This is a genomic window from Acinetobacter sp. CIP 102136 (assembly GCF_000369685.1).
In the GTDB taxonomy this organism is placed as follows: Bacteria; Pseudomonadota; Gammaproteobacteria; order Pseudomonadales; family Moraxellaceae; genus Acinetobacter; species Acinetobacter fasciculus.
Genome location: NZ_KB850142.1, coordinates 1241955 through 1266996 on the forward strand (window position 1 = coordinate 1241955; position 25042 = coordinate 1266996).

At 44.3% G+C, this 25042-nt stretch carries 23 protein-coding genes; 10 read left to right on the plus strand and 13 right to left on the minus strand.

Going from position 1 to position 25042, the window contains the following annotated elements; all coding sequences use genetic code 11:
* Nucleotide 1: 1 nt before the first annotated feature.
* Together murB and F893_RS11325 are read right to left on the minus strand one after the other, a co-directional pair.
* Complete coding sequence (murB, locus tag F893_RS11320) at nucleotides 2–1042, minus strand: UDP-N-acetylmuramate dehydrogenase (RefSeq protein WP_005252175.1); 1041 nt, start codon at nucleotides 1040–1042, stop codon at nucleotides 2–4.
* A 3-nt stretch (nucleotides 1043–1045) separates the two neighbouring features.
* Entirely contained in the window at nucleotides 1046–1552 is a 507-nt protein-coding gene (locus F893_RS11325) for a low molecular weight protein-tyrosine-phosphatase (RefSeq protein WP_005252177.1), read from the minus strand.
* Between the two features lie 120 nt (nucleotides 1553–1672).
* Between F893_RS11325 and F893_RS11330 the strand changes: the two genes are divergently transcribed.
* Both F893_RS11330 and F893_RS11335 read left to right on the plus strand, forming a co-directional pair.
* A complete protein-coding gene (locus F893_RS11330; protein WP_005252179.1) occupies nucleotides 1673–2833 on the plus strand; it encodes an iron-containing alcohol dehydrogenase in 1161 nt (386 codons plus the stop codon).
* Nucleotides 2834–2877: 44 nt separating this feature from the next.
* Nucleotides 2878–3312 (plus strand): acyl-CoA thioesterase, encoded by a 435-nt coding sequence (locus F893_RS11335; RefSeq protein WP_005252181.1) that lies wholly within the window; start codon nucleotides 2878–2880, stop codon nucleotides 3310–3312.
* 8 nt (nucleotides 3313–3320) lie between these two features.
* Here the strand turns inward: F893_RS11335 and dnaX are convergent, their stop codons facing one another.
* The 5 genes from dnaX to F893_RS11360 form a co-directional block, all read right to left on the minus strand.
* The gene (dnaX, locus tag F893_RS11340) at nucleotides 3321–5453 is read right to left on the minus strand and encodes a DNA polymerase III subunit gamma/tau (RefSeq protein ID WP_005252183.1); all 2133 of its coding nucleotides are present in this window, start codon (nucleotides 5451–5453) and stop codon (nucleotides 3321–3323) included.
* A gap of 133 nt (nucleotides 5454–5586) precedes the next feature.
* Nucleotides 5587–6030, minus strand: a complete 444-nt coding sequence (locus F893_RS11345) for a copper resistance protein NlpE N-terminal domain-containing protein (protein ID WP_005252185.1) — start codon at nucleotides 6028–6030, stop codon at nucleotides 5587–5589.
* Between the two features lie 78 nt (nucleotides 6031–6108).
* On the minus strand, nucleotides 6109–7374 hold the full coding sequence (locus F893_RS11350) for a serine hydrolase domain-containing protein (protein ID WP_005252187.1): 1266 nt from the start codon (nucleotides 7372–7374) through the stop codon (nucleotides 6109–6111).
* Between the two features lie 59 nt (nucleotides 7375–7433).
* Nucleotides 7434–8288 (minus strand): MaoC family dehydratase, encoded by an 855-nt coding sequence (locus F893_RS11355; RefSeq protein ID WP_005252189.1) that lies wholly within the window; start codon nucleotides 8286–8288, stop codon nucleotides 7434–7436.
* Nucleotides 8289–8445: 157 nt separating this feature from the next.
* A complete protein-coding gene (locus F893_RS11360) occupies nucleotides 8446–9837 on the minus strand; it encodes a 3-oxoacyl-ACP reductase (protein ID WP_005252191.1) in 1392 nt (463 codons plus the stop codon).
* 240 nt (nucleotides 9838–10077) lie between these two features.
* Here F893_RS11360 and F893_RS11365 point away from each other — a divergent pair, with 240 nt between their 5' ends.
* Nucleotides 10078–11595, plus strand: a complete 1518-nt coding sequence (locus F893_RS11365; protein ID WP_005252193.1) for an acetyl-CoA C-acetyltransferase — start codon at nucleotides 10078–10080, stop codon at nucleotides 11593–11595.
* A gap of 54 nt (nucleotides 11596–11649) precedes the next feature.
* On the opposite strand, the gene F893_RS11370 is transcribed toward F893_RS11365, so the two are convergent.
* Both F893_RS11370 and F893_RS11375 read right to left on the minus strand, forming a co-directional pair.
* Complete coding sequence (locus F893_RS11370; protein WP_005252195.1) at nucleotides 11650–13833, minus strand: LVIVD repeat-containing protein; 2184 nt, start codon at nucleotides 13831–13833, stop codon at nucleotides 11650–11652.
* A 163-nt stretch (nucleotides 13834–13996) separates the two neighbouring features.
* Complete coding sequence (locus F893_RS11375) at nucleotides 13997–14446, minus strand: AceI family chlorhexidine efflux PACE transporter (protein WP_005252200.1); 450 nt, start codon at nucleotides 14444–14446, stop codon at nucleotides 13997–13999.
* A gap of 98 nt (nucleotides 14447–14544) precedes the next feature.
* Here F893_RS11375 and F893_RS11380 point away from each other — a divergent pair, with 98 nt between their 5' ends.
* From F893_RS11380 to F893_RS11395, 4 genes are all read left to right on the plus strand, one after another.
* Nucleotides 14545–15435 (plus strand): HTH-type transcriptional regulator AceR, encoded by an 891-nt coding sequence (locus F893_RS11380; RefSeq protein ID WP_005263303.1) that lies wholly within the window; start codon nucleotides 14545–14547, stop codon nucleotides 15433–15435.
* 89 nt (nucleotides 15436–15524) lie between these two features.
* Nucleotides 15525–16502: a transaldolase gene (tal, locus tag F893_RS11385; RefSeq protein ID WP_004645437.1), complete on the plus strand. Its 978-nt coding sequence runs from the start codon at nucleotides 15525–15527 to the stop codon at nucleotides 16500–16502.
* 75 nt (nucleotides 16503–16577) lie between these two features.
* Complete coding sequence (gene leuE, locus F893_RS11390; protein WP_004278829.1) at nucleotides 16578–17237, plus strand: leucine efflux protein LeuE; 660 nt, start codon at nucleotides 16578–16580, stop codon at nucleotides 17235–17237.
* A 109-nt stretch (nucleotides 17238–17346) separates the two neighbouring features.
* The gene (locus F893_RS11395; RefSeq protein WP_005252204.1) at nucleotides 17347–18522 is read left to right on the plus strand and encodes a benzoate/H(+) symporter BenE family transporter; all 1176 of its coding nucleotides are present in this window, start codon (nucleotides 17347–17349) and stop codon (nucleotides 18520–18522) included.
* A 39-nt stretch (nucleotides 18523–18561) separates the two neighbouring features.
* Here F893_RS11395 and F893_RS11400 read toward each other — a convergent pair whose 3' ends face one another.
* A complete protein-coding gene (locus F893_RS11400) occupies nucleotides 18562–18906 on the minus strand; it encodes an SMR family transporter (protein ID WP_005252206.1) in 345 nt (114 codons plus the stop codon).
* Nucleotides 18907–18996: 90 nt separating this feature from the next.
* Nucleotides 18997–19947 carry an alpha/beta hydrolase gene (locus F893_RS11405; RefSeq protein ID WP_415867376.1) on the minus strand — a complete coding sequence of 317 codons (951 nt, stop codon included), beginning with the start codon at nucleotides 19945–19947 and terminating at the stop codon, nucleotides 18997–18999.
* A gap of 315 nt (nucleotides 19948–20262) precedes the next feature.
* On the opposite strand from F893_RS11405, the gene F893_RS11415 reads away from it, so the two are divergent.
* Together F893_RS11415 and F893_RS11420 are read left to right on the plus strand one after the other, a co-directional pair.
* The gene (locus F893_RS11415; RefSeq protein WP_005170452.1) at nucleotides 20263–20706 is read left to right on the plus strand and encodes a universal stress protein; all 444 of its coding nucleotides are present in this window, start codon (nucleotides 20263–20265) and stop codon (nucleotides 20704–20706) included.
* A 135-nt stretch (nucleotides 20707–20841) separates the two neighbouring features.
* Nucleotides 20842–21288 (plus strand): universal stress protein, encoded by a 447-nt coding sequence (locus tag F893_RS11420; RefSeq protein ID WP_005252208.1) that lies wholly within the window; start codon nucleotides 20842–20844, stop codon nucleotides 21286–21288.
* A gap of 33 nt (nucleotides 21289–21321) precedes the next feature.
* Here F893_RS11420 and F893_RS11425 read toward each other — a convergent pair whose 3' ends face one another.
* Nucleotides 21322–21531 carry a hypothetical protein gene (locus F893_RS11425; RefSeq protein ID WP_004278836.1) on the minus strand — a complete coding sequence of 70 codons (210 nt, stop codon included), beginning with the start codon at nucleotides 21529–21531 and terminating at the stop codon, nucleotides 21322–21324.
* Nucleotides 21532–21746: 215 nt separating this feature from the next.
* Entirely contained in the window at nucleotides 21747–24353 is a 2607-nt protein-coding gene (gene pepN / locus F893_RS11430) for an aminopeptidase N (RefSeq protein WP_005252209.1), read from the minus strand.
* Between the two features lie 361 nt (nucleotides 24354–24714).
* Here pepN and F893_RS11435 point away from each other — a divergent pair, with 361 nt between their 5' ends.
* The gene (locus F893_RS11435) at nucleotides 24715–24972 is read left to right on the plus strand and encodes a hypothetical protein (protein WP_005252210.1); all 258 of its coding nucleotides are present in this window, start codon (nucleotides 24715–24717) and stop codon (nucleotides 24970–24972) included.
* The last annotated feature ends 70 nt before the right edge of the window (nucleotides 24973–25042 follow it).

Sequence of the window (25042 nt, forward strand, 5' to 3'; positions counted from 1 at the left end):
GTTATTCCTCTTCCTGATGAGAACGAATCAAGCCATTTTTATCGAACAATACAGGTTCAGGTTCCAGCATCAGACTAAATTTTTCCCAAACTGATTGCTGTACCCCACGATACGTTTTACGAACATCGGTGAGAGAGGCTTGACCATAATTCACCAAGACCAATGCCTGTTTGTGAAACATGCCGACAGGCCCCAACTGTTTACCCTTCCAGCCCGCCTGATCAATCAGCCAGCCCGCTGCTAGTTTAACTTGAGCATTGGCTTGTTGGTAATGGGGTAAATTCGGGAAAGATACAGCAATTTGGTCAAAGACCGCCTGATCAACCACTGGATTTTTAAAGAAGCTACCCACGTTGGGAAATTCTTGCGGATCAGGCAATTTACTCTGACGAATCTGAATGACCTGTTGCTGCAGGTTTTCTGCTGTGAGCTGATCACCAACCGCAGTCTTCAGATCACCATAATTCAGTTTCAAATCTGGCTGTTTAAGTAATCTAAAAGTCACATGGGTAATCACATAACGGTTGGGATCATCTTTAAAAATACTATGCCGGTAGGCAAATTGACAGTCTGCTGCCTGAATCGAGGCAAATTGTTTCAGCTGACGGTCATAGACCTCGACGGAATCGATAAACTCGCCGACTTCAACGCCATAAGCGCCAATATTCTGTACTGGCGATGCACCGACCCGACCCGGAATTAAAGCTAGATTCTGTAGGCCATATAAACTTTGTGCCGTGGTCCAGAGCACAAAGTCATGCCAGCCTTGTCCGCCGCCTACACGTAAACGTTGCGACTGATCATCAGCATCCAGCATTTCAATGCCTTGAATATCCATATGCAGCACCAGTGCATCAATCTGCTCCGGCAACAACATATTACTGCCGCCTGACAGGATCAGCACATTGAGTTGCTGCTGTTCCGCAAAATCCAGTGCAGTTAGCAGATCAGCGGTGGATTGAATCTGAGCATAGTGCGAAGCAATCGCTTCTAAATTTAAAGTATTAAAAGGTTTAAGTTGAACCTGGGTTTGAATCTGCATCGCTTAAACCTTGTGTAAATTCTGTTTAAAAATCTCAATCCAGGCCTGGCTGCTGGATTCACACTGATCAAGCACCCGCTCAAAGCCATCCGCTTCGCCATAATAAGGATCGGGTAAGGCCTGTTTCGGATAGGTCTGATCATGCTCACTCATCAATGCCACGCGTGCACGTACATGGCCAAACCGAGTTTCTGCCAGACGCTGTATGTCCTGGATATTGGATAAATTCTCCAGATCCATCGCCAGAATCAGATCATAATCAATAAAATCGTGTGGAATGAGTTGACGTGCGCGAAGTGCTGAAAGGTCATAGCCACGTTTTAGTGCATGCTTCTGGCTACGCAAGTCCGGTGCCTTGCCGGGATGATAATTACTGGTTCCGGCAGAGTCGACCACAATGTTCAGTTGCTGTTCATCACAATAATGTCTGAGTACAACTTCTGCCGTGGGAGAGCGGCAAATATTTCCCAAACAAACACATAACACCTTGTATGGCGTTCTGGATGACATAAACAACCTCAGAGCTACTTTATTTTAAAGATTCTTATGTTAAGTTATTTATATACTTATTCCTATCTTACAACCATAGAATAATCTCGTATTTGCAATAAAAAAATCAAGGATATCGCCATGAATCGTTTTCAGTTTCAAACCGTCCCCAATATCATTGCCGGACTAGGCACGATTCAGGAATTATTTAAAATTCTAAAAAATGGCCGTTATCGCCGTCTTCTACTGGTGACTGACCCGGGTATGCTGAAGGAGCAATTACATCTGCCGATTCTGGATATTATTGAATCTGCCGGACTGGAGTATGTGATTTACTCGGATGTTCAGGCCGATCCGCCCGATACAGTGGTGCTTGAAGCGGCGGCTTTTGCAAAACAGGAAAATATTGATGTGGTGCTGGGCTTTGGTGGTGGCAGCTCGATGGATGTGGCCAAACTCATTGCAATTTTGGCGCATCCTGAACAGCATCAGACATTGTCTGATCTGTATGGCGTTGATAATGCCACCGGACCGCGTTTAGCTTTAATTCTGGTACCAACTACGGCTGGAACAGGTTCAGAAGTGACGCCGATTTCGATTGTCACCACAGGTGAAACCACCAAGACCGGCATTGTCGCGCCCATTCTCTATGCAGATGTTGCCATTCTGGATGCAACCTTTACTCAAAATCTGCCGGCACAGATCACTGCCGCCACCGGCATTGATGCCATGGTGCATGCCATTGAAGCCTATACCTCAAAACACAAGAAAAACCCTTATTCGGATATGCTGGCCAAACAGGCCTTAAGATTACTTAATGCCAATCTGCAGCGCGTGCTACAAGACGGATATGATTTAGATGCGCGTCAAAATATGCTGGTCGGTTCCATGCTGGCCGGACAAGCCTTTGCCAATGCACCAGTCGCCGCCGTACATGCGCTGGCTTATCCACTGGGTGGACATTTTCATCTATCGCATGGGCATAGCAATGCGCTGGTTCTAACTGAAGTATTAAAGTTTAATGCGCCAGCGGCCAAACAGCTCTATGCGGAATTGATGACCTGGCTGGATCCCTACAGTAAAGGTTGTCATGATGGCCTGACTGATCTGTTTATTGATCATTTTAATAATCATCTGATGCAAAGCGGTTTGACCCTAAAACTGAATCAGTTGAATATTCCGGAAGATATGCTGCAGGTCATGGCAGAAGATGCGATGCAACAAAGCCGGCTGTTGCAGAATAATCCACGTGAACTCAAGGTGGAGGATGCTTATCAGATTTATCAGGCGATCTATGCCTAGATCAATTTCCACTTAAGCCTTATCTAGCTGAGGACTGAATAGTGATGAAAGCCACCATCAAACAGCGCGAACACTATACTTTTTTCCTGCCCATTCAAACCCGTTGGGCAGACAATGATCTGTACGGCCATGTCAACAATGTGACTTATTATAGTTATTTTGATACCGCAGCCAATGCCCTGCTGATTCAGGAAGCTGATTTTGATCCTAAATACTCCCCGATGATTGGCTTGGTAGTCAGCTCCAACTGTCAGTTTAATCAGGAACTGTCTTATCCGGAAATTATTGAAGTGGGCGTGGCCATTGAAAGCATGGGAAGCTCATCACTCAGCTATGATCTGGCTATTTTTAAACGCAACTCAGATACAGCCGCTGCGCAAGGCAATTTTGTCCATGTATTTGTCGATCGTGAGACACGAAAAAGCACCCCGATTCCAGTTGAAATGCGGGATGCTTTATCTCGATTTGTTGTGACTTAACATCCAGCCTATTTCAGCTGAATATTTTGCAGTTCACCGTCAAACTGCTGCAACAGATTGCGTACTGCCGGTTCAGCATGTAACAATTCTTCGGCACGTTTAAAGGCACGTGCCTTACGCTGATGCTGCATGGTATATGGCGTTAACTGGTCCACATTTTCAAATTTCACCTGGAAATTGGTTTGCGGCCATTGCTGTTGCAAAGCTGCTTCCAGATGATGTTGCAACTGGGTTAACAATTGCTGGTACTGTTCAGGAATATGGAAAACAGATTCGCCATTCATCTGACCAGTCATGATGCCATACTGCGCCAGTTCCTGTACCGCTGGAGAAAGCTGGCTGTTACGGAACCAGTATTCCCATTTTTCTACGCTCCACTCACCTTCTAAGGTTTGTTCAGGTATTTTCAGAATATCCTGTGGCATCAGATTCTGCGTATTTACATCTTGGGAAATATCTTCCAGCAAAGCTGTCTGTGCAACTGGCTGAACCGGAGCTGTGTTTTCAAGAGCAGGCTGAGCAATCGAATCCTGTGAAAGTTCCAATTCCGGTGCAGCAAGACTAAATTCCTCATCAGCAGGCATACTGTCTTGTGCTGGCTCGGTAGGGATGACAGCATCTGCAGGAATAAACTCTTCAAGCAGGAAATCATCCGAACTGTTGCTGGTAGCAGGTGCTTCTGGCGTACTCTCGATTTCATCAAAACCAAATAAGCCTTTGTCATCATTTGGATCAAAAATAATTTGATCACTAGACTGCACTTCTTCAATGGTGGTCTGAATTACTACGGGCTGGACAGATTCAGGCTCAGTGATGCTGGTTGGCTCGTCTTCATCCAAAAAATCATCCGAAGAAGGTTCAGACGCTGATGCGAAATCAATCTCCTCATCTGTCTCATCGTCCAGAGAAAAATCATCAAATACCATTTCTGCCTCCAATGATTGTGTTTCTACTGATTCAGATTGAAGTTGTGTCAGAACGGGCTGCTGTATGCGTGTTGTATAAGTTGTTGCCTGTTGCGATGCAGTCTCCTGCATCACTGGAATTTCGCTTGGCTGTAAAGGACGGAAAGCCAGTAAGCGTAGCACCGTCATCTCAAAGCCTTGTTCCTGCGTAACTGCAAGCTGTAAATCGGCACGACCCTTACAGGCAATCTGATAATACAGTTGCAGGTCTTGTGCAGAAATCAGACCGGATAATTGCATGATCTTTCGATTGATCTCGGCACTATATTTCAGGCTTAAATCTGGTAAATATTGCAATAAGGCCAGTTCATGCAACGTCGAAATCAACTGGTCGAGCACCAGTGACACATCCAGAGCTTGCTGACGGAACTGTAGCAATAACTGACTGACATGCGCTTTCTGGTTCTGGTGAATCGCCAGAATCAGGTCATAAATAATGGTGCGGTCAATCAGACCGAGCATGTCTTTGACATCCTGATGCTGAATCGCACCCTGACCATAGGCAATCGCCTGATCGGTCAGAGACAAGGCATCACGCAGAGAACCTTGCGCAGATTCAGCAATCTGCCAGATCGCATCCTGATCAGACTGAATGCTTTCTTTGCTAAGAATATTGCCCAGATGTTCGGTAATTTCATCGACTGCCAATGGACGCAAAGTAAATTGCAGACAGCGAGAAATTACGGTAATTGGCAGTTTTTGCGGATCGGTGGTTGCAAACAGGAATTTGACATGTTCTGGCGGTTCTTCTAGCGTCTTTAACAAGGCATTGAAAGAATGCGTGGACAGCATGTGCACTTCATCGATCAGGTAAACCTTAAAGCGACCTTGAGTCGGTGCATAAGGCACATTGTCGAGCAGCTCACGGGTATCTTCGACCTTGGTACGGGATGCCGCATCGATTTCGATTAAATCAATAAAGCGGCCTTCATTGACTGCAGTACAGGTCGGGCACACCTCGCAAGGAGTCGAAGTAATACCGGTTTCACAGTTCAGGCACTTCGCCAAAATACGTGCAATCGTGGTTTTTCCGACACCACGTGTTCCTGTAAACAAATAGGCATGATGCAAACGACCACGTTCGAGCGCGCTGGTTAAAGCACGTGATACATGGTTTTGCCCCACCAATTCATTAAAATTACGAGGACGGTATTTTCGCGCAAGTACTTGATACATGTATGCTCCTTTTTACAGATCTAAGCATACTGTTTTTTTATAAAATAGTGAAATGAATGCCGGTTTATAAAGAATAAAAATCCCTTCATCAAAATCATTGAAAAAGGGATATAAAACAGATGCTTTTTTAAAATCAGACCGATTCAAACAGGATAAAGTCACTTTGCATCTGGTAGCGTTTGCCTGTTTGATCTTCACGAATTTCCAGAACATGCTTTTTCAGATCGACATAGAGCAGATTTCGGGTATCGACATTCAGCAGTTCAATCTTTTGTTGTGATTCATCCTGAAACCGAATCTGCCCGCTCATCGTTTCAATTTCATTATGTCCACTTAAACTTTCACGCTGTAAAGTAAAGGTCTGATCTTCATTTAAAGTTAAGGCCACTGCCATGCCCGGACAGTCTTCACAACTTGAAAAGCATCCCATACATGGTGTTGTGCCCTTATAACTCCCGACCCAGGCAGGAATCTGAGCTTTGGCTTCCATCACCGTTTTTGCAGCCGGCTGATTCGGCTCCTGACATCCGAACAACGCACTGCTTGCGACCAGAGGAATCACCAGCACTTTTTTCATTACTTCACACCACAGCCATGGACTGCGCGACAAAATAACATATTTAGCTAACGGGCTAAACTCCCAAATCAGGGATATTTAGCGCCAGCCTTTGCGACCGGTCAGTACCGCATCCGCACAGCGCAAGGTTTCTTGCGTCAGGCCCCAAAGACGGTAATCTCCAGTTAATGAACCTGTCGGGAAATTATGCGTATAGGCAAAACTCAAACCGCGCTCAGGATCGCACCAGGCACCAGAGCCATTAAACCCCATATGACCAAAACCTTTAGAGGCTTTTCCTAAAGTGAGAACACGGTGATAACCCAAGCGCCAGTGCATCGGTAAAGGCATGATCCGATCGCGTGTTTTGTACTGCACCTGACTCAGTCGCTGGAACACCTCAGGCGAAATCAGTTGCTGACCTTGCCATTCACCATGACTGGCCAGCATGGCATAGATTTTTGCCAGACTCTCTGCGGTAAAGACACCATTAGCAGATGGGATAATGGCTTTTAGACCCTTTTCACTAAAGAAACTAAATTTCTTCATGCCTTTGGGAATCATTGCATCCTGAAAATCCTGTGGACTCTGACCACTCCATACTAAGGCTCGTTCCATCAGGTTGGGTTTTCTTTGCATATTTTTTTTCACAGGCTGTGCTTGTGACTTGGCTACTTTAGGCTTTGAAATGGGTAAAGCCACCCGAGCTAACTCATTCGTCGGTACGCTAAAATAAGCACCATTTAATTGTAATGGTTGAACCAGATATTCCTGCATTAGTGCACCCAGTTTTTTACCAGTCGCTTTTTCTAATGCCCCACCCACCTGCCAGCCAAAAGTCAGCGGTTGATAAGCGGCATCTGTAGCAACCTGAAATCGTGGTTCAGCCGCCGCAATCCGGTCCAGCATCTGTGACCAGTCCGCCATTTCAGTGGCATCATCAATGATATTACGGATATCAAACAATCCGCTTTGATGACTCAGCATATGCGCCAGAGTAATATTTTCTTTACCATTTTGTGCAAATTCAGACCAGTATTCTGCAACCGGTCGATCATAATCCAGATAACCTTGACTGACCAGAATATGCGCCAAAGTCGCCAGCACACCTTTACCTGTGGAATAACACAGCGACATGGTATCCGGTTGCCAGTTTTCAGTGACAGACTTTTTACCGGTATAAATATCGACGACCTTTTGTCCCTCAAAATATACCACCAGTGCGGCACCACCCTGTTCGGTACGTGCATCCTGCAAACGGCTAAACTGACGGGCAAGGTCACTGAAACGCTCATCGACATTGCCCTGATAATTATGCTGATCAGCAAACAGATAATCTTTAATTGGCTGCATCATTCTATCCATAGAATATTGATCCCTTAAAATGAAAAAGCCTAAATCGGGTTTAGGCTTTTGATTCAGATTTAAATTGCTTTGATATGGCCGGTGACGTGTGGTTTTTGATTTTTACTGCTTCGTATCAGAAAATCTGTATCATTAGCTGCCTGTGCCGTCAGGAACTCAACTTTAGATGGCAAGTACATCGGCAACTTGAACCAGACATCAGCTTCATAAGCATCTGGCAATGACAGATTTGCCAACGCTTTGGCTTTGCTCCACATTCCATGTGCAATTGCCTGTTTAAAGCCAAAGGCTTTCGCTGTAACTGCATGAATATGGATCAGGTTAAAATCCCCTGAGGTCATGGCATAACGGCGACCCGTATTCTCCGAGATGCTCCATTCATTATTCAGTTTGTATTCTGGCGCTTGGCTTTCTGCAGGTTTAGCAGCCGCTTTAGCATTGGTCTTTTGACGTGACAGATAAGTGGTTAATGCTTCAACTACGACCTCACCTGCCACTTTGACTGTAGTAATGAAATCAAACTGAATGCCTTTATCATGTGGCTGTAATTCACCAAATTTGCATGATAGGGTCAAGGTTTCATTGACGCCGATTTTACGGTATTGCTTCACTTGGTTACGGATATGTACCAAGCCCAAGATCGGAAATGGAAATGCTTCTGAAGTCATCATGTGCATTTGCAGACTTTGTGAAAGCACCGTCAGATAGATTGCTGGAATATAACCATTATTTTTAAAACCGCAGACTTCATTATAGGCTTTCAGATGTTTCTGATCGACCTTGAATGAATCCACCACATATTCAACTTGCGGTAGAGCTTTTTCAGCTTTCGGCTTTTTAAAAATCAAGCCCTGAATCACTTTTGGATAGGCTAAATAAGGTTTTGGAAGTTGACTAAAATGGCGCGTATTCATACTGAACCTTTAAAATATTCTTTTCATTTATATATGAGTGGAGTTCTCTCTCCCTTTGGGAGAGAGTTAGAGAGAGGGCTAAAAAAAGGCCCCTAGTCTCCCTCTCCTAAATCCTCTCCCTGAGCTTTAATTAAACTGCAAGAAAGGACTTGATGCTTTAAGCCCCTAACAGACTTTGACCACATACACGTACCACGTTGCCATTTAAACCTGTTGATGCAGTAGCAGCAAACATTGCAATCGTTTCTGCAACATCAACAGGTAGACCGCCCTGACTCATCGAATTCATACGGCGGCCTGCTTCACGGATCGCAAATGGAATCGCAGCCGTCATCTGAGTCTCGATAAAGCCCGGTGCAACGGCATTAATCGTTATACCATTTTTTAATGTCGGTGCTGTGAATTTTACTACACCAATCACCCCGGCTTTAGAGGCTGCATAATTGGTTTGACCCAGGTTTCCTGCAATCCCAGAAATTGAGGATACACAGATAATACGGCCATTGGCATTTAGACCATCGTGGGAGATTAAATAATCATTCACGCGTTCAATTGCCGACAGGTTGATGTTAATCACCAGATCCCACAGTTCAGGCTTCATATTGGCCAAGGTCTTGTCACGAGTAATTCCGGCATTGTGCACAATAATGTCCAGACCGCCATGCTCTGCTGCCGCTGCCTTGATCTTCTCACCTGCATCTGCAGCTGTAATATCAATAGCCAAGGTAGAACCGCCGATCTCACTAGCTACACGATCAAGGTCAGCCTGCTGTTGTGGAACATCCAGACAGATGACATGTGCACCATCACGGGCCAATACATGGGCAATCGCTTCACCAATACCACGGCTTGCGCCTGTCACAACCGCAGTTTTACCCGCTAATGGCTTGGTCCAGTCTACGTCTACTTTTTCAGCAGGTGAAACACGAATCACCTGACCAGAAACATAGGCAGAACGTGGAGAAACTGCAAAACGTAAAGCAGACTCAAGGTTTGCTTCTGCACCAGCATCTACATAGATCAGGTTCGCTGCAATTCCCTTTTTAAACTCTTTACCAACAGATTTTACAAAACCTTCCAGTGCACGTTGAGCGATTGACTGACTGACTGATTTAGCAGTTTCAGGCGTAGTCCCTACAATCACGACACGGCCAGAACTTTGGATTTGACGCGCAATCGGGTTAAAGAAATCATAAAGTGATTTTAACTGTTCTGAATTTTCGATCCCTGAAGCATCAAAAATAACGACCTTGAATTTTGATTCTTTATCGCCCGGGTTAAATGCACCCAGATTCAGCCCAGATGCTGCAGCCGCCTGTTGCAACTCAGCATTATTACCTGCATAGCTGTTGGCATGAATATTTGCCAGAACCTGAGCAATAGCACCCGTCAATGGACTTGCTGGTGCTGCGCCCAATAATACTGCGCCTTTTACCACCGGCGTAGCAGACTCAAAACGGTCTAAAGAAGTTGGGGATGGCAAACCCAAATTTTTAATGACAAATTTACCAATAGGAGATTTTGCAAAAGTTTGGTACTGATCAGTCATGTTTATTATCTCTCATACAAATTAATTTTTGGTTGATCTAAAGTTACCCTTAAACTTCAATATGATGCCAGACACATATATTTCAATAGATCCGCCAGATTCCGCCCAATCATACTTGAGATAATAGGCAGATGACTTGACCTGAGCGCAGTCTGTAATGTCATTGTAGTCAATACAGCCTATCCTCTTCTATGCTAATGTAAGCGCCAAGAAGACGATCTATTTGCCTGGTAAAGCCTTATGAGCAAAACAACTCAAGAAAATCCAGCAGTCGAGAACTCTGCGACAGAAACTGTGTCAAAACCATCAACGCGCACCAAGCGTAGCACTAAAAATACTGACACAGCCACTGGGACAGAAAAAAGTCCGACTAAAACCTCGCGTACACGGAGCACACCTGCCCGTGCCAAAAATACGACTTCATCTGAAAAAGAGTTAATCTCTACAACACAGACTTCTGTTCTACAGGAACCAAACATGAGCCAAAATACAGTTCGCCGCGTTGCGATTATCGGTGGTAACCGCATTCCATTTGCACGTTCTAATGGTGCTTACTTTACGGCATCCAATACTGACATGTTTACAGCAACCCTGAACGGCCTAGTTGAACGCTTTAATCTGCAAGGTCAACGCTTAGGTGAAGTGGTTGCGGGTGCAGTACTGAAACACAGCCGTGACTTCAATATGACCCGTGAATGTGTACTAAATACTGCCCTTGCACCTGAAACGCCTGCTTATGACATCCAGCAGGCATGTGGTACTGGTTTGCAAGCGGCATTTCTTATTGCCAACAAGATTGCTTTAGGTCAAATCGAAGTAGGCATTGCAGGTGGTGTAGATACGACTTCTGATGCACCGATTGCTTTTGGTGACGGTTTACGTAAAGCATTACTTGAGCTAAATATCGCGAAAACTGCAAAAGACCGTCTGAAAGCATTGACCAAGATCAATGTGAGAGACCTGATGGATGCACCAAAAAATGGTGAACCGCGTACAGGTCTGTCTATGGGTGATCATCAGGCGATTACCACACTGGAATGGGGAATTTCCCGTGAAGCGCAAGATGAACTGGCTGCATCTTCACACCAGAAAATGGCTGCAGCGTATGAAGAAGGTTTCTTTGATGACCTGATTACACCATTCTTGGGTCTTCAACGTGACAATAACCTGCGTGCTGATTCTTCAGTTGAGAAGCTGGCAAAACTTAAACCTGCTTTTGGTAAAGGTGATGCACGTACCATGACAGCGGGTAACTCTACACCGCTAACAGATGGTGCTTCTTGTGTGCTATTGGCTTCTGAAGAATGGGCGAAGGCAAATGGCCATGAAGTGCTAGCTTACCTGACTTTCCAGGAAACTGCCGCAGTTGATTTTGTCGAGAAAAAAGAAGGTCTGTTGATGGCGCCTGCATATGCCGTACCACGCATGCTTGAGCGTGCAGGTCTGAAACTGCAAGACTTCGACTATTATGAAATTCATGAAGCTTTTGCATCTCAAGTATTGTCTACGCTGAAAGCTTGGGAAGATCCGAAATTCTGTAAAGAGCGTTTAGGTCTGGATGCACCATTAGGTTCAATTGACCGTGCAAAATTGAACGTAAAAGGCTCTTCACTTGCTGCCGGTCACCCGTTTGCAGCAACTGGCGGTCGTATCATTGCGACAGCAGCAAAACTGATTAACCAGAAAGGTTCAGGTCGCGTACTGGTATCGATCTGTGCAGCCGGTGGTCAAGGTGTAACGGCGATTATTGAAAAATAATCTGTTGACCGATCCAATTAAAAAGCCCCTCAAATGAGGGGCTTTTTTTATGTTTTAGGGATTTGGCATCGGGTTATTTTTAAAATATTCATCCACTTTGTTCCACGGTGCAGTCGATGCCACACCTTTCACCATATTCTGGTTCACACCCTGACAAAGCGCGCTGTCGGGTGTTAGGTGGAAAGCATTCGCATTTGGGTCCATATAAGGAATTGAGCCTGGACGGCGCTGGAAATAGAAGTTTAACCAATCGACCATAGCTTCAAAGCCATAATTCGACATGGCCCAGGCACTATTATGCCCGCCCCAATGATGACCAAATTCATGTGCAATAATTCGATAACCAGATAATCTGTAATGGCCATAGAATAACCAAGTATCTACTCCTAATACTGCTCCACCACCTAAACCACCACCCATATTGGTAATGCCAAGATTAATTTCATTGCGGTTAAGAATTTCCCGATAGATCCGGACATAATCTTCTGGCTGAAAGAAACCATTCGGCCCTTCTACCTGACCATGATTGCCAAAAAAATCGTGTCCCATGACTGCTTTATGGTTAAACCATAAGGTTTCAAATTCTGGAGTACTCAGCATATAGGCCAGATTGGTCATCATCATGACCCATTCCCGGGCATAGACCGGCGTAATACGGCACCATTTATTTGGCTCATCATAGGTTCCGAAATAAATTTTCCATTTGGCTTTAATCTGGTTCAGCTTTTTGACATGCTCATCAGTCTCAGAGCTAATTTTCAGATCAAAAATATTGCTTGGGTTTTGCGTGGTCTGACTCAGACCTGCCAACTGGATTGAGCCTGTGCCATCTAGCAAAGGGAAACGGGATTGATCGGTCAACTTGAGCTCAAAGCTGGCATTCGAAAATGGTGTCAACTGATCCAGCTTAGCCAGAATCACCCAGTCTTCTGAGTTTTTAATCTTGGCACGAATCTGCAAATCACGTACAGGCACAGCACTGTAACTTTGCAAATGCAGGCGATTGCCATTTAGTGTTGCCGATAAAATCTGGTCCATATAGACATGACGCTGGCTGCTATTGGTCAAGGTTTCCCATGATTCACCATCCTGCAAGACACGGCTTCTCTCGCGTGCTTTAGATTCGGTTAAAATCATAGCTTGGTTTAGCTGGGTGGATTTATTCTGTTGCAGGGTCAGCATTGGCAGAATATAAATTTTCTGATTGGCCATATGCAGCAGATTCTGACCATAAATATAAAGATCGCTGGCTTTAGCTATTCGGCTGCTCTGGTTTTGCCCTTTTAAAATATAGTCTCGGAAGGTATCCTCACTTTTATTGGGTAAGATAGAGTCTAGATTAAAGGATTTTTCCCGGTAACTTTCTACAGTGCCATCATTCCGTGAAACATAAACTAAGCCATCGTTATGGCGATGCATGACTGCCGACAAATTGGTTTCTGTTAAAATAGGCGTAATATTATTTCCATTTTCCTGAATCTGATTGATATCATGGACATAAGTCATACCATCGGGCAGACTGGTGTACAGATAGTCGCCCATAACCTCCATACGTGCATTACAGTTGCGTGCACAGCCCGGCAAGCTGAGCCGTGCAAATTTGCGGGCCTTTAAATGGTTTTGCGCAGTCACATCACTTTGACGCCAGACATTGATCCGGCCTTCAATATCAGGTACATACACATAACGGTCGTCAGCAGTCACTGCATTGCTATGTACCAACGCATAATTAAGCGCATCGCCCCACCACACACCTGTGCCAAGTGCCATAATGAAGCTCGGCTGTTCACCACTAATATCTAAAACATCAATTCGGTTCGAGCCATAATTGGCCACATACAGGCGCCCTGCATGGATTTCCAGATCATTCAGGCTATCCCATTTCTTGGCCAGACCCGAAATTTTCATAGGATCAATCGCACTGAGTGCACGTTTTTGTTTTAAGTCATAACGTAAAATATTCGATTCTGCCTGACTGTTGGCAATATAAAGAACATCGCCCTCTACCACCATGGCGGTAGGATTCCAGCTGTTCAGACCGAAATTCCCTACTGTTAATTCCGAACCTACCTCCAGAACCTTAAACTCTGCAATTTTGCTCAGCTGCTCACCCGAACCGGGGGGTGTCACTGGATCCGGCAGCGTCTGCTGTGGCGTACTGCTCTCACCTCCTCCACCCCCACAACCCCACATCAGCAACACGATGGACACTGACAAGATCGCTCGTCTAAATAGCATTGAATTCCCCAATAAATTTTAAAATTAAAATAAAAAATCAATGTCTTATAGCTTAATTTTCAGTTGGGTTCGAGCATAAAAAATGAGGACTTGATCAAGTCCTCATCGCTGAATATTTCACCTTTCGCATTCTGAAAAGGGAGTCTGAACTGTGTGGTATTTTTTATGGCTTATTTGATGATGAGATTTTCCGATAATCCGGCTCTTGCCCCAGTCTGGCTTCTAGATGATCATAAATCCACTGGAAAATAAAGGTATACACCAAGATACAAAGGGTCAAAGCCAAATCCAGCAGAAAGGCCTGAGCCAGACTCATGTGCAAGGCATAAGCCACCATCGGAATGGTCGCCAGCATCAAACCGCCTTCAAAGCCAATTGCATGGGCAATCCGCACTTTAATGGTTCTTTTCAAACGATGTTTTGCTTCAAATTTTTCAAAATAATGATTAAACAGCATGTTCCAGAGTACTGAAGTCACGGCCATAGCAATCCCGAGTGCACCGGTGACCTCAAGCGGCATATGCATCAATGTACTTAGCAGGACAGCGATCACGACCAGTAAAATGCCTTCATATAAAGCTGCATGAATCAACCTTCTTTTGGAAATTAACATATCAAATCAGCTCAATTCATTACATGATGCAAGAATTTTATTTCTTTAAATCTGACTATTCGAGTTAGAATCTATCAGTAAAAATGAAAGATAAAATTATGAATGTTAATCAGGAACAGCTGCTGATGTTTAAAACTGTGATGGAAACCGGTTCTTTCTCTGCAGCTGCCCGTCAACTGGGTAAAGTACCTTCCGCAGTCAGCATGGCCATTGCCAATCTGGAAATTGACCTGAATCTGGAACTGTTTCAGCGTATAGGTCGTGAACCGAAACCAACTGCACAAGCGCAGGTATTGTATGAAAAAACCCAGCAGCTACTGGTAGAAATGAACCAGTGGAAACAGCATGCTCAAGCCCTAAGTTCAGGCTTGGAATCTGAATTGAATATTGTGGTAGTTTCAGAATTGCTGCATACGCGCTGGACCGATTATATTGTGTTGCTAGAACAGGAATTTCCTGCACTGCAAGTCAATGTATTCAGTGCACCTCAGGAAGATGCACATCGTATGCTGTTTGAAGGTTCAGCGCAGCTAGCCTTGATGTTTGAACGCGAACAACTGGAAACACGGGAACAGTTTGTGGAATTGAAACGTGAGGTACTGGTGGCTGTAGTCGCCAAACAGCATCCCCTAAGTCAGTTCGATCAAGTCAGTTATGAACAGATTTTGCAAAACAGGCAGATTGTGGTGGCCAGTCGGGATCGCACCATCAAGCCGGAACTACTCTTTTCACGAAATTACTGGCGCACCGACAACCACCACTCGGCTTGCAGCATGATTCAGCAAGGACTGGGCTGGGGGGTTCTGCCACTCGAAATGCTGAATGAGCAGCCACATTTGCAAGATCAGTTACAGGTTCTCAACCTGCTCGATTTCACCCCAAAGTTTGAATATTTTGTTGATCTGGTCTGGAGCAGAGAAACCCGATTAGGCACAGCTGCTCATTTTTTGATTAATCACTTGCGCAAACAACGTAAAACCGGCCATTAATCACAGAAATTCAACGACAGTCTACTTGGTAAACCGGCCATTTATGATATATAAGAAAGCATAAGCAATAACCATAGAACTAGATCGTAATGACATTAACTGCATTAAACCAATTAAAAAACTTGACGACCATTGTGGCAGACAGCAGTGATTTGAGTGCCATTGAAAAATTTCGTCCGCTTGATGCAACCACCAATCCATCGCTGATTACTGCAGCAGCAAAACAACCTGAAAATCAGGCCTTGATTGAAGCTGCTTTTCAGCAAGCCCAGCAAGAAGGCTATGCAGATGACGCTCTGATTGAACGGACTATTGATATTTTAACGGTCAAATTTGGTGTAGAAATCTTAAAACTGATTGAAGGTCGTGTTTCAACGGAAGTCGATGCTTCGCTGTCCTTTAATACTGAAGCTACCATTGCCAAAGCCAAAGAGTTACTGGCACTTTATGCGCAATATGGAATTGACTCAGACCGCATTCTGATCAAGATCGCGTCTACCTGGGAAGGCATTCAGGCAGCGAAAGCACTGGAAGAACAAGGCATTCATACCAATCTGACTTTATTGTTTGGTCAGCATCAGGCCCATGCCTGTGCTGATGCCAAAGTAACATTAATCTCGCCTTTTGTCGGCCGTATTCTGGACTGGTACAAAAAAGCTGAAGGCGTTGAGTCTTACCCGATTGAAAAAGATCCGGGTGTACTTTCGGTTAAGCGTATTTATGAATTTTATAAAGCGCATGGTATTCAGACTGAAATCATGGGTGCCAGCTTCCGCAGTATTGATCAGGTTCTAGGCTTGAGCGGCTGTGACCTGCTCACGGTAGCACCAAACCTGCTGGCCGAACTGGAAAATGATCAGCGTGAAGTGCAGGCCCAACTCTCAGCCAAAGATATTAAAGTTCAAGGTGAACTCAGCCCAATCAGCCCTGCCGATTTTGAAGCACAACTGAAACAGGATCCGATGGCCAGTGAATTATTGCAAGGCGGCATTGACGGTTTCATTAAAGCCCGTGAGCAACTGGCTGCTTTATTACGTGAAACTTTCCTGAGTACCACTGAGATTTAAAGAAAATTTAGCAAATTTCTCCAAGCCGATGTTGCTATAATGCCGCATCGGCTTTTTTGTTCATGCGAGTTTTTCGTGTTTGGTATCACAGATCTAACGACCTTTATCATTGGAACCACGTTGATTGTGCTACTGCCCGGGCCGAATTCCCTGTATGTCATGTCGATTGCTTCGCGCTTTGGGATTAAGACGGGATATATGGGTGCCTTGGGGGTTTATACCGGTGATCTGATCCTGATTATATGTACAGCATTGGGAGCAGCTTCTTTACTGCATGCCTTTCCGGTACTGTTTATTGCACTGAAAGTTATTGGAGCGATCTATCTCAGTTACTTGGGTATCAAGCTAATCATTGCGGCCTACCAGACTTTCTTTCCGGAAAAGTCATCACAACGCGTCCAGATTAAAAAGACGACTCCAGATACGGTAGAATCTGTTCAGCCCTTTCGTACAGCGCTCACAATCAGTATTTTAAATCCCAAAGCGATTCTGTTTTATCTGTCTTTTTTTGTGCAGTTTGTCGATCCTGCCTATCCTTATCCAGCCCTGACATTCACGCTTCTGGCTGTAATCTTGCAATTGATCAGTATGACCTATCTTTCAATCCTGATTTTTTCTGGTGTAAAACTGGCGTCCTATTTCAACCAAAATTATAAAGTGACTGCCAGCTGTGTCGCAGCGGTCGGGATCCTGTTTTGCGGTTTTGGCCTTAAACTGGCGACTTCAACTTTCTAGCAATGATCGGCTTCAAACCAGTAGACCTTTGGATAAAATTGTTAAAAACATTGTGTTGATACGTGAAAAGCGTATGATTTAAACGCATTTAAAAATAGTGTCATGGATGATGCCAAAACTTTTACAAGATCTCTCCTTTCCTGCCGTCATGGCCGGTTTTATTACCTGCATGATTGGTATTAGTGTTTCCGCCGTACTGGTCATTGAAGCCGCTCAAAGCCTAGGTGCTAATCAGGCACAAATTAGCTCCTGGTTATGGGCACTGGGTATAGGTATTGGAGTTTCTGGATTTTTGCTTTCCTGGAAATATCGTTATCCGATTTCAACCGCCTGGTCGACTGCCGGTCTGGCACTGGTCATTGCTTCTGCCGGTCACTATAGTCTGGGTGAAGCAATTGGCGCTTTTCTGATTTCTGGCATCCTGATTGCCTGTCTGGGATTTTTTGGAATTTTCGAGCGAATTTTCCAGTTTATTCCACAAAGTTTGACCAGTGCCATGCTGGCAGGTGTTTTATTAAAATTTGGCATCTCGGTCTTTGGCAGTCTGCAACAGTCCTGGGAATTCGTGCTTTGTGTACTGGTGATTTATCTGGTTTCCAAAAAACTGAGTACGCGCTATAGCATCGTGATTACCGTGTTAATGGCTATTGCCCTCTGTCCGTTCTTTATTAATTTTACTATTCCGCAGCTGAACTGGAGTATTGCCCAGCCGGTATGGATTACACCTGAATTTAGCCTGCAAGCTGTTTTAGGACTGGCCTTACCTTTAATGGTGATTAATCTGGCATCGCAATACCTGCCTGGCTTGGCCGTCATCAAAAGTTATGGTTATCCGCCGAAAGTAAATTCTATTCTAGGCTGGACGGGTATTACACAGACGATGTTGGCACCATTTGGCTGTTTTAGTGTCAATCTTGCCGCAATCAGTGCGGCGGTCAGCCTGGATGTCCAAGCGCATCCTGATCCGGCCAAACGTTATATTGCCGGTATGAGCTGCGGCCTGTTTTATATCCTGATGGGTTTTTTTGCTGCGACCTTGACCAGTGTACTAATGGCTTTTCCGGGGATTCTGATTACAGTATTGGCAGGCATTGCCCTGTTTGGCACCATTGGCCACAATATCGCGCTGGCTTTTCAGGACAGTCATGACCGTGAAGCAGCACTGATGACATTCCTGTTTAGCGCCTCTAATATCCAGTTTTTTGGTATTGGCTCCGCTTTTTGGGGACTGCTACTTGGTTTGACGGTTTATTTGCTGTTTAAGCTTAAACCGCAAGTGGCATAAGCTTATTGTAGAAATGAGGCAGCTACCTTGTCTGCCTTTTTAATGCCCTGCAGTCTGGGAAAACAGGTTAATCACCACCACACCGGAAATGATCAGTGCAATCCCGATAAAAGCGGGCAAATCTAGCGCCTGCTTAAAGATCACATAGCCTGCGATTGCCGTAAGAACGATGCCTACTCCCGCCCAGATTGCATATGCAATGCCTAAGGGGATTACTTTAATCACCTGAGACAGCAAATAAAACGCAATACAGAATAAAACGACTACTGCCAGAGATGGCCATAATCGGGTAAAGCCTTCAGACTTCACCAGAAATGTTGATCCAGTCACTTCGGCAATAATAGCCAATGCCAACAATAAATATGCCCATGACACAGGATTCATTTTTTAAACTCCAAACTATTTTTCAATGATTGCTGTCGGGACGATCTGACACGATCAATCTTGAGAGATTCATTTTGCACAGTTTTCTCTTCACGGGGAAAGCTGATGTAAAAAATCCAGGGTTTTGACAAAAGTTTGCTGACTTTCCTTTTTGCCCATAAAAAACTGATATTCATGAATGAGCCAGGCCTTAGACTCTGGATAAAATATTTCAGTCACAGGAATCTGCTGTTCCTTCAAAGCTTTTACAAATGGTAGCGACTGAGTATCGGTCAGGAAGTCCTTATTCCCGCCACTGATGAACACGGGCGGATAAGACGGCGTAATATACTGAATCGGAGAAATCTGCTTTAAAAACTCGGCATCATATTTACGCTCGCCGGTATAAGCCTGAATCAGGTTAAAGACACCCCATTCAATAATTTTCATTTCTTCAGGCGCTGTGCTGGCAAATGCTTCCAAGTCATAAATTCCACAATGCAAGATTAAACCTTTAAGCTGCGCGGGTTGCAGATGAGGCTGAATACCGGATTGGTTGGCAAATACAGGATTGGTCAAAAGCGCGGCGTAATGGCTAGCTATATTCGCCCCGGCAGAATCTCCGGCCAGATATAAGTTCTGGGCATCGATTTGGTAGGTGTCTGCATAAGTATCTAGAAACTCAAGTGCCTGATTGATCTGATGCAACTGGCTTGGATAGGTCGCTTTTGGTGCAAACTGGTATTGTACGGATACCACATTATAGCCCTGTGCCGCCAGCAGTTTGAAATAACCCCGTGCATGTTCTTTCGAACCTGAAATCCAGCCTCCCCCATGAATCCAGACAATGGTCGGTCTCGGGCCTAGATTCTGAATATTCTGCGGTTGATATAGATCGAAGCTTAAATCCTGTAGCGGCTGGTACACGATATTGTTCTGTACCCGAACAGTTTCAGGAGCATAACGATCCATCACTTTTTGTTGTAGGCCCGTGGTCATATTGAAGGCACTGGCAATTAGCCTGCTATTTTGTACGGTATTCTGACAGCCCGCTAACATCATCGAGCTGACCAGCACAAGATTTACCGCGATATATCTCACAATTTCAATTTCCCTATATTGATAAAAATCAAGCGCAGGCAGTTTAACTGAAATGCTCAAAAACCAAAAACTTAATCCAGTTCGTTCTGGCAGCAGAGGTGAAAATCCCCAGTTTTTTGCTCGGATTTATTTGCCCATTTCTTTACAGTTTTATGTGAATAATAGTTGTAATTTAATGAGTTTTTTCATTTTTTTAGGTTTTGCAATTGCACCTGTAGAGTCACTGTGCTATCAATGAATCAGAAGCGAAAAATAAACATTTGGAGTAAAAAAATCATGGCCTATCAGCATATTTTAGTTCCGGTAGACGGCTCAGAAATTTCTTTTTCCGCAGTACGACATGCTGCAAAAATTGCCAAAGCATTTGGTGGCCAGCTTTCCCTGATCAGCCTGATTGCAGAAGATCCTTTTACTGAAGCTGATTTCTATTACAGCTCATCTATCATGAAGGAATATTTTGTACAGGCGCATGCCAATGCCAAAAATGCCCTGAAAGAAGCCACTGCGATTGCAGCGACTGAAGGTATTGAAGCTCAGTCACGGATCGTCACAGGTCTGGTCAATGCCGAACACATTGCCAAAACTGCTGATGAAGTAAAAGCAGATCTGATTGTTATGGGTTCTCATGGCCGTAAAGGCTTCCAGAAAATGATTCTGGGCAGCTTTGCACAGGATGTTTTAGGTGCCAGTGAAATTCCGGTTCTGATCGTGAAAAAATAATCAAAGCTTTGCGCATCTTCAAGGTGCGCATTACTCGGTTTTCTATATTTGATTTCAAACCAAACCGTACGTTATGGAGATTCACCCACCTAACCCCTATTCTCCTTACTGCAATAATAAATATCAGGAAGCACCATGAATAATTATGATCATCTTCTCGTAGCACTCGATGAGTCCTCGATTTCCTATGCTGCCGCAGAACATGCCCTCGAACTGGCCAAAGTATTTCATAGCCATGTCACCTTACTCAGTGTCATTGCGGTTGACCCTTTTAAGGGCGTAGATTTTTATAAAGTTGCTCCAGCAGTCACAGATTACTTTATGCATGCAGAACAAAATGCGCTTGATCGCTTAAATGACCTGAAACAGAGCTTTGTTCGTGAAGGCATACAGGTCACGACAAAAATCCTGCATGGTATGGCACCTTCAGAAGGAATCTTACAGGCTGCAAATGAATCACCGACTGATGTCATTATTATGGGTTCACATGGTCGTAAGGGTCTGCAAAAACTCATGCTGGGCAGTGTCGCTCAGAATGTTCTGGCACTTTCCTCTATTCCAGTCCTCATCGTCAGACAATAAGATGCTTGATCAAAGCCTGTATGATGCAGGCTTTTAGCGAAGTTTTTGATTTAACTCACTTAAGAATATTTCAGCATCAAGCTGGCTTTGAAATACTTTTTTGTATTCTCCGACCTGCTGAATGGAATGCGGCGTATATTGAATGGAGATTTCAAGTAAGCCATTTTCAGGATTCTTGCTGACATGTACGGCAATAATATGCTGGCTATTTAAATAAAAACCATCTTCAATTTTCACTAACATATCTTGGACAACCTCTAGTAAGCGAATCTGTAGATCCCTTTACCTAGCTTACAGCTTAATAAACAAATACTCTTTTCCATATAATCATACTGTAACACCCTTTAGTACTTACCTAAGCCTTTAGAGAAATTCAACTGTATTTAAAGCCAGCGTTTGAAATAAACAGGAAATGAAAAACCGGATCAGGTCGATCCGGTTTTTTATGAATATTGATGTTATACGCTGAGCATACTATTGAGTGTCTCAGACACATTTTTAGATTTAACCAGTGGCTTTAAGGTTTCAAGCTGTGCTTTCACTTCACTGCGTTGCGGTTCTGCCAAGGTATACCAGCGTGACAATACCTGTAGCAAACGTGAGCCTACAATCGGATTTTTCTCGTCCAGATATTTTGCCAGTCCAATAAAATGCTGCACGCCAAAGCTCCAGGTATTGACCGGATTGGCATTCAGCCCCCCGCTCACTGCACGGATACGGTTAGGCACAGCCAGATCATAATCCGGATGCTGGGTCAGATACGCAATCGTTGCATCCGTTGCTTTTGGATGTGCTGCCTGAACCATAAACCATTGGTCTAAAGACAAGGCTTCATCTTCAAAGCGGCTATAGAAATCTGCCAAAGCTTCTTCTGCTTGTGGTGCATCATTCCAGACCAAGACTTTCAGCGCACCCAAACGTTCAGACATATTGCCTGTGTGATATTGCTCATGGGCTAAATCAAAGGCAAATGCATCTCCCTGACGAGCAATCATCGTCAGCATAATATTTCTTAAAGCACGCACACCCATCGCTTGTGAGAATTCAGATTGCAGATCAGGATCCAGATTAAGATAAGTTTCTTTCGCTGTTTCTCCAAAAGCACGTGCCAAGGTATGCAGCAAAGCCTCACGCTTTTCCTGAATCATGACCGGATTATAATCCTGATCAATACGGCTACCTAAATAACCTTCCGACGGTACATCAAACAGACGTGATGCCAACAGCGGATCTTTCTCAATCACATCCGGCAAGGTATTGAGCATAGCCTCGATATAAATTTCTGCAGGCTGGTCATCCAGCAAGATACGCTCGAGTAAGGTCTGAGTTGCTTGCCACTGGTTAAAACCATTGGTCTCGTATTGCAACAGGAAAGCCAGTTCTTTTTCTGAATAGTCAAAGTCCAGATTCACTGGTGCAGAGAAATTACGCAGCAAGGACACCACCGGTTTTGCTGTCACACCGCTAAATTCGATCGTGGCTTCATCCTGATCAAACAGATACACACCATCTTTGACGCCATTTTCAAAGAGTGCCTCAGAGTTCAGCGTTAGCTGCTCACCGGTTTCAGCATCAAACAATGCCAAAGCCACTGGAATGGGTACGGCTTTCAGATTTGGATATTTAGCATGGGTTTTCAGGCTTTGCTTAAAGCTGAGGCGATAGATTTGTGTCTCTACATCATATTCAGCTTTTGCTTGAAGTTTAGGTGTACCCGGCTGATTGTACCAGGTCAGGAAGTTTGAAAGATCCACACCTGAACCTGCTGTCAGTGCAGCCACCCAATCCTCAACTGTTACTGCTTGACCATCATGACGGCGGAAATATTCATCTGTACCCTGGCGGAATTTTTCCTTACCGAGCAAGGTCGCCATCATGCGGTTAATTTCAGCCCCTTTTTCATAAACAGTGGCAGTATAGAAGTTGTTAATTTCTACAAAATGATCTGGACGCGGCGGATGTGATAGCGGCCCTGAATCTTCCGGGAACTGATGTGCTTTCAGAACTGCTACATCATCAATACGCTGTACCGCAGCCGATTGTAAATCTTCCGAGAAAGACTGGTCACGGAATACAGTCAAGCCTTCTTTCAAACATAACTGGAACCAGTCACGACAGGTAATCCGGTTACCAGTCCAGTTATGGAAATATTCATGTGCAATGACTGACTGCACTCGCATGATTGCGGCATCAGTGGTGTACTCTTCATCGGCCAGCACGCATGAAGTATTGAAGATATTCAGACCTTTATTTTCCATGGCACCCATGTTGAATGCACTGGTCGCCACAATCATGTAGTTATCCAGATCATAAGGCAGACCATAATGCTCTTCATCCCAGCGCATGGAATGTTTGAGCGCTTCCATGGCAATCTTACATTTTGGAATATCTTTTTCTTCTGCGTAGATTTCCAGAGCCACATTGCGGCCTTCTGACGTGACATAAGAATCTTTCATCACTGCCAAATCACCAATGACACAGGCGAACAAATAGCTCGGTTTCTTGGTTGGATCCTGCCACACGGCATAGTGACGCTTTTCATCTACTTCACCGGTTTCCAGCAGGTTACCATTCGCGAGCAAGACCGGATATTTCTTGTCTGCCTCTACACGCGTTGTAAAGACCGACAACACATCAGGACGGTCTGGATAGAAAGTAATTTTACGGAACCCTTCTGGTTCATTTTGGGTCACAAACAGATCTGAACTGGCCTGATATAAACCTTCCAGCATCGTATTACTTTCAGGATGAATTTTAACCACGATTTCAAGCGACACTTGATCAGGCACATTGGCAATCACCAGTTGTTCAGCATCAAGATGGTAGTCTCTGTCATTCAGGGGTTGACCATTTAACCGGATCGATTGCAGTTCCAGATCGCGGCCAAGCAGAACCAGATCGCCAGCAGTCTGACGCTGCATCTCCAGCTTGCTGCTGACCAGACTGTGGTCACTGTAGACTTGAATATTCAGGTCTACAGAATCGACGACAAAGGAAGGTTTTTGATAGTCTTTTAAATAAATGGTTTGATCCGCTTCGATCACCGGGTTTGCCGCAATATTCATGTCCTGTCCTAATCTTTTATCGTGTTCGACATTGTTCATGTCAAAATCATACGCCAAGTTTGAAACGCTGTCTGTGCATTTGTATTGTCAGATCTAATATGGGCATTTCATGCACCACTTTCAATGCATTCTGCCTAAATGGGCAGCACTCGGCTCTACATAAGAAATATCTGTGCCATAAAAATAGTCAGAATCATAATTTCTTACATTTTCATAAATAACTGATTTAAAAATATATAATTTTATTTGCAGAGTACCGCATAAATGCAGATTAAAAAATGAGCACACTTATTGCTACAGTTAAACTGTGTTTTTCCACACTTCCAATGAAAGAATAATGATAACGATGATGAGGTGAGTCATGTATTTAAAACAGCATGTAATACGGATCGAAAATATTAAAACTCTGCAGACCTTGGATCAGGCCAATATTGATCATAAAGTGATTGCACTGTTGATGAGCTGTGAAGGTATTCCGCTTCAGGCTCATGAAGTGACTGCCATTCTCAACACCTACGATGCACTGGGTACCAAAAAAGTTCCCTCTAAAAAGGTTCAGGCCTTAATTCATGCCAAACATCGCGGCGAGGAGGACGACACATTACCCTGCCCGGTTTAAAAAACGTCATTTCATGTTTTTAAAATCAGAGCTACTTCGGTAGCTCTTCTCTTGTTTGGGTGACTAATTT

Bases quoted from the DNA above. Each gene is read 5' to 3' on its own strand.
- F893_RS11360 (WP_005252191.1), bottom strand. From the start codon at position 9,837: ATGACTGATCAGTACCAAACTTTTGCAAAATCTCCTATTGGTAAATTT.
- pepN (WP_005252209.1), bottom strand. From the start codon at position 24,353: ATGAATATTGCGGCAAACCCGGTGATCGAAGCGGATCAAACCATTTAT.
- F893_RS11425 (WP_004278836.1), bottom strand. From the start codon at position 21,531: ATGTTAGTGAAAATTGAAGATGGTTTTTATTTAAATAGCCAGCATATT.
- F893_RS11375 (WP_005252200.1), bottom strand. From the start codon at position 14,446: ATGTTAATTTCCAAAAGAAGGTTGATTCATGCAGCTTTATATGAAGGC.
- F893_RS11400 (WP_005252206.1), bottom strand. From the start codon at position 18,906: ATGAATCCTGTGTCATGGGCATATTTATTGTTGGCATTGGCTATTATT.
- murB (WP_005252175.1), bottom strand. From the start codon at position 1,042: ATGCAGATTCAAACCCAGGTTCAACTTAAACCTTTTAATACTTTAAAT.
- F893_RS11405 (WP_415867376.1), bottom strand. From the start codon at position 19,947: ATGATGTTAGCGGGCTGTCAGAATACCGTACAAAATAGCAGGCTAATT.
- F893_RS11325 (WP_005252177.1), bottom strand. From the start codon at position 1,552: ATGTCATCCAGAACGCCATACAAGGTGTTATGTGTTTGTTTGGGAAAT.
- F893_RS11370 (WP_005252195.1), bottom strand. From the start codon at position 13,833: ATGCTATTTAGACGAGCGATCTTGTCAGTGTCCATCGTGTTGCTGATG.
- F893_RS11435 (WP_005252210.1), top strand. From the start codon at position 24,715: ATGTATTTAAAACAGCATGTAATACGGATCGAAAATATTAAAACTCTG.
- F893_RS11380 (WP_005263303.1), top strand. From the start codon at position 14,545: ATGAATGTTAATCAGGAACAGCTGCTGATGTTTAAAACTGTGATGGAA.
- F893_RS11345 (WP_005252185.1), bottom strand. From the start codon at position 6,030: ATGAAAAAAGTGCTGGTGATTCCTCTGGTCGCAAGCAGTGCGTTGTTC.
- F893_RS11420 (WP_005252208.1), top strand. From the start codon at position 20,842: ATGAATAATTATGATCATCTTCTCGTAGCACTCGATGAGTCCTCGATT.
- F893_RS11330 (WP_005252179.1), top strand. From the start codon at position 1,673: ATGAATCGTTTTCAGTTTCAAACCGTCCCCAATATCATTGCCGGACTA.
- dnaX (WP_005252183.1), bottom strand. From the start codon at position 5,453: ATGTATCAAGTACTTGCGCGAAAATACCGTCCTCGTAATTTTAATGAA.
- F893_RS11415 (WP_005170452.1), top strand. From the start codon at position 20,263: ATGGCCTATCAGCATATTTTAGTTCCGGTAGACGGCTCAGAAATTTCT.
- tal (WP_004645437.1), top strand. From the start codon at position 15,525: ATGACATTAACTGCATTAAACCAATTAAAAAACTTGACGACCATTGTG.
- F893_RS11355 (WP_005252189.1), bottom strand. From the start codon at position 8,288: ATGAATACGCGCCATTTTAGTCAACTTCCAAAACCTTATTTAGCCTAT.
- F893_RS11350 (WP_005252187.1), bottom strand. From the start codon at position 7,374: ATGGATAGAATGATGCAGCCAATTAAAGATTATCTGTTTGCTGATCAG.
- F893_RS11395 (WP_005252204.1), top strand. From the start codon at position 17,347: ATGCCAAAACTTTTACAAGATCTCTCCTTTCCTGCCGTCATGGCCGGT.
- F893_RS11335 (WP_005252181.1), top strand. From the start codon at position 2,878: ATGAAAGCCACCATCAAACAGCGCGAACACTATACTTTTTTCCTGCCC.
- F893_RS11365 (WP_005252193.1), top strand. From the start codon at position 10,078: ATGAGCAAAACAACTCAAGAAAATCCAGCAGTCGAGAACTCTGCGACA.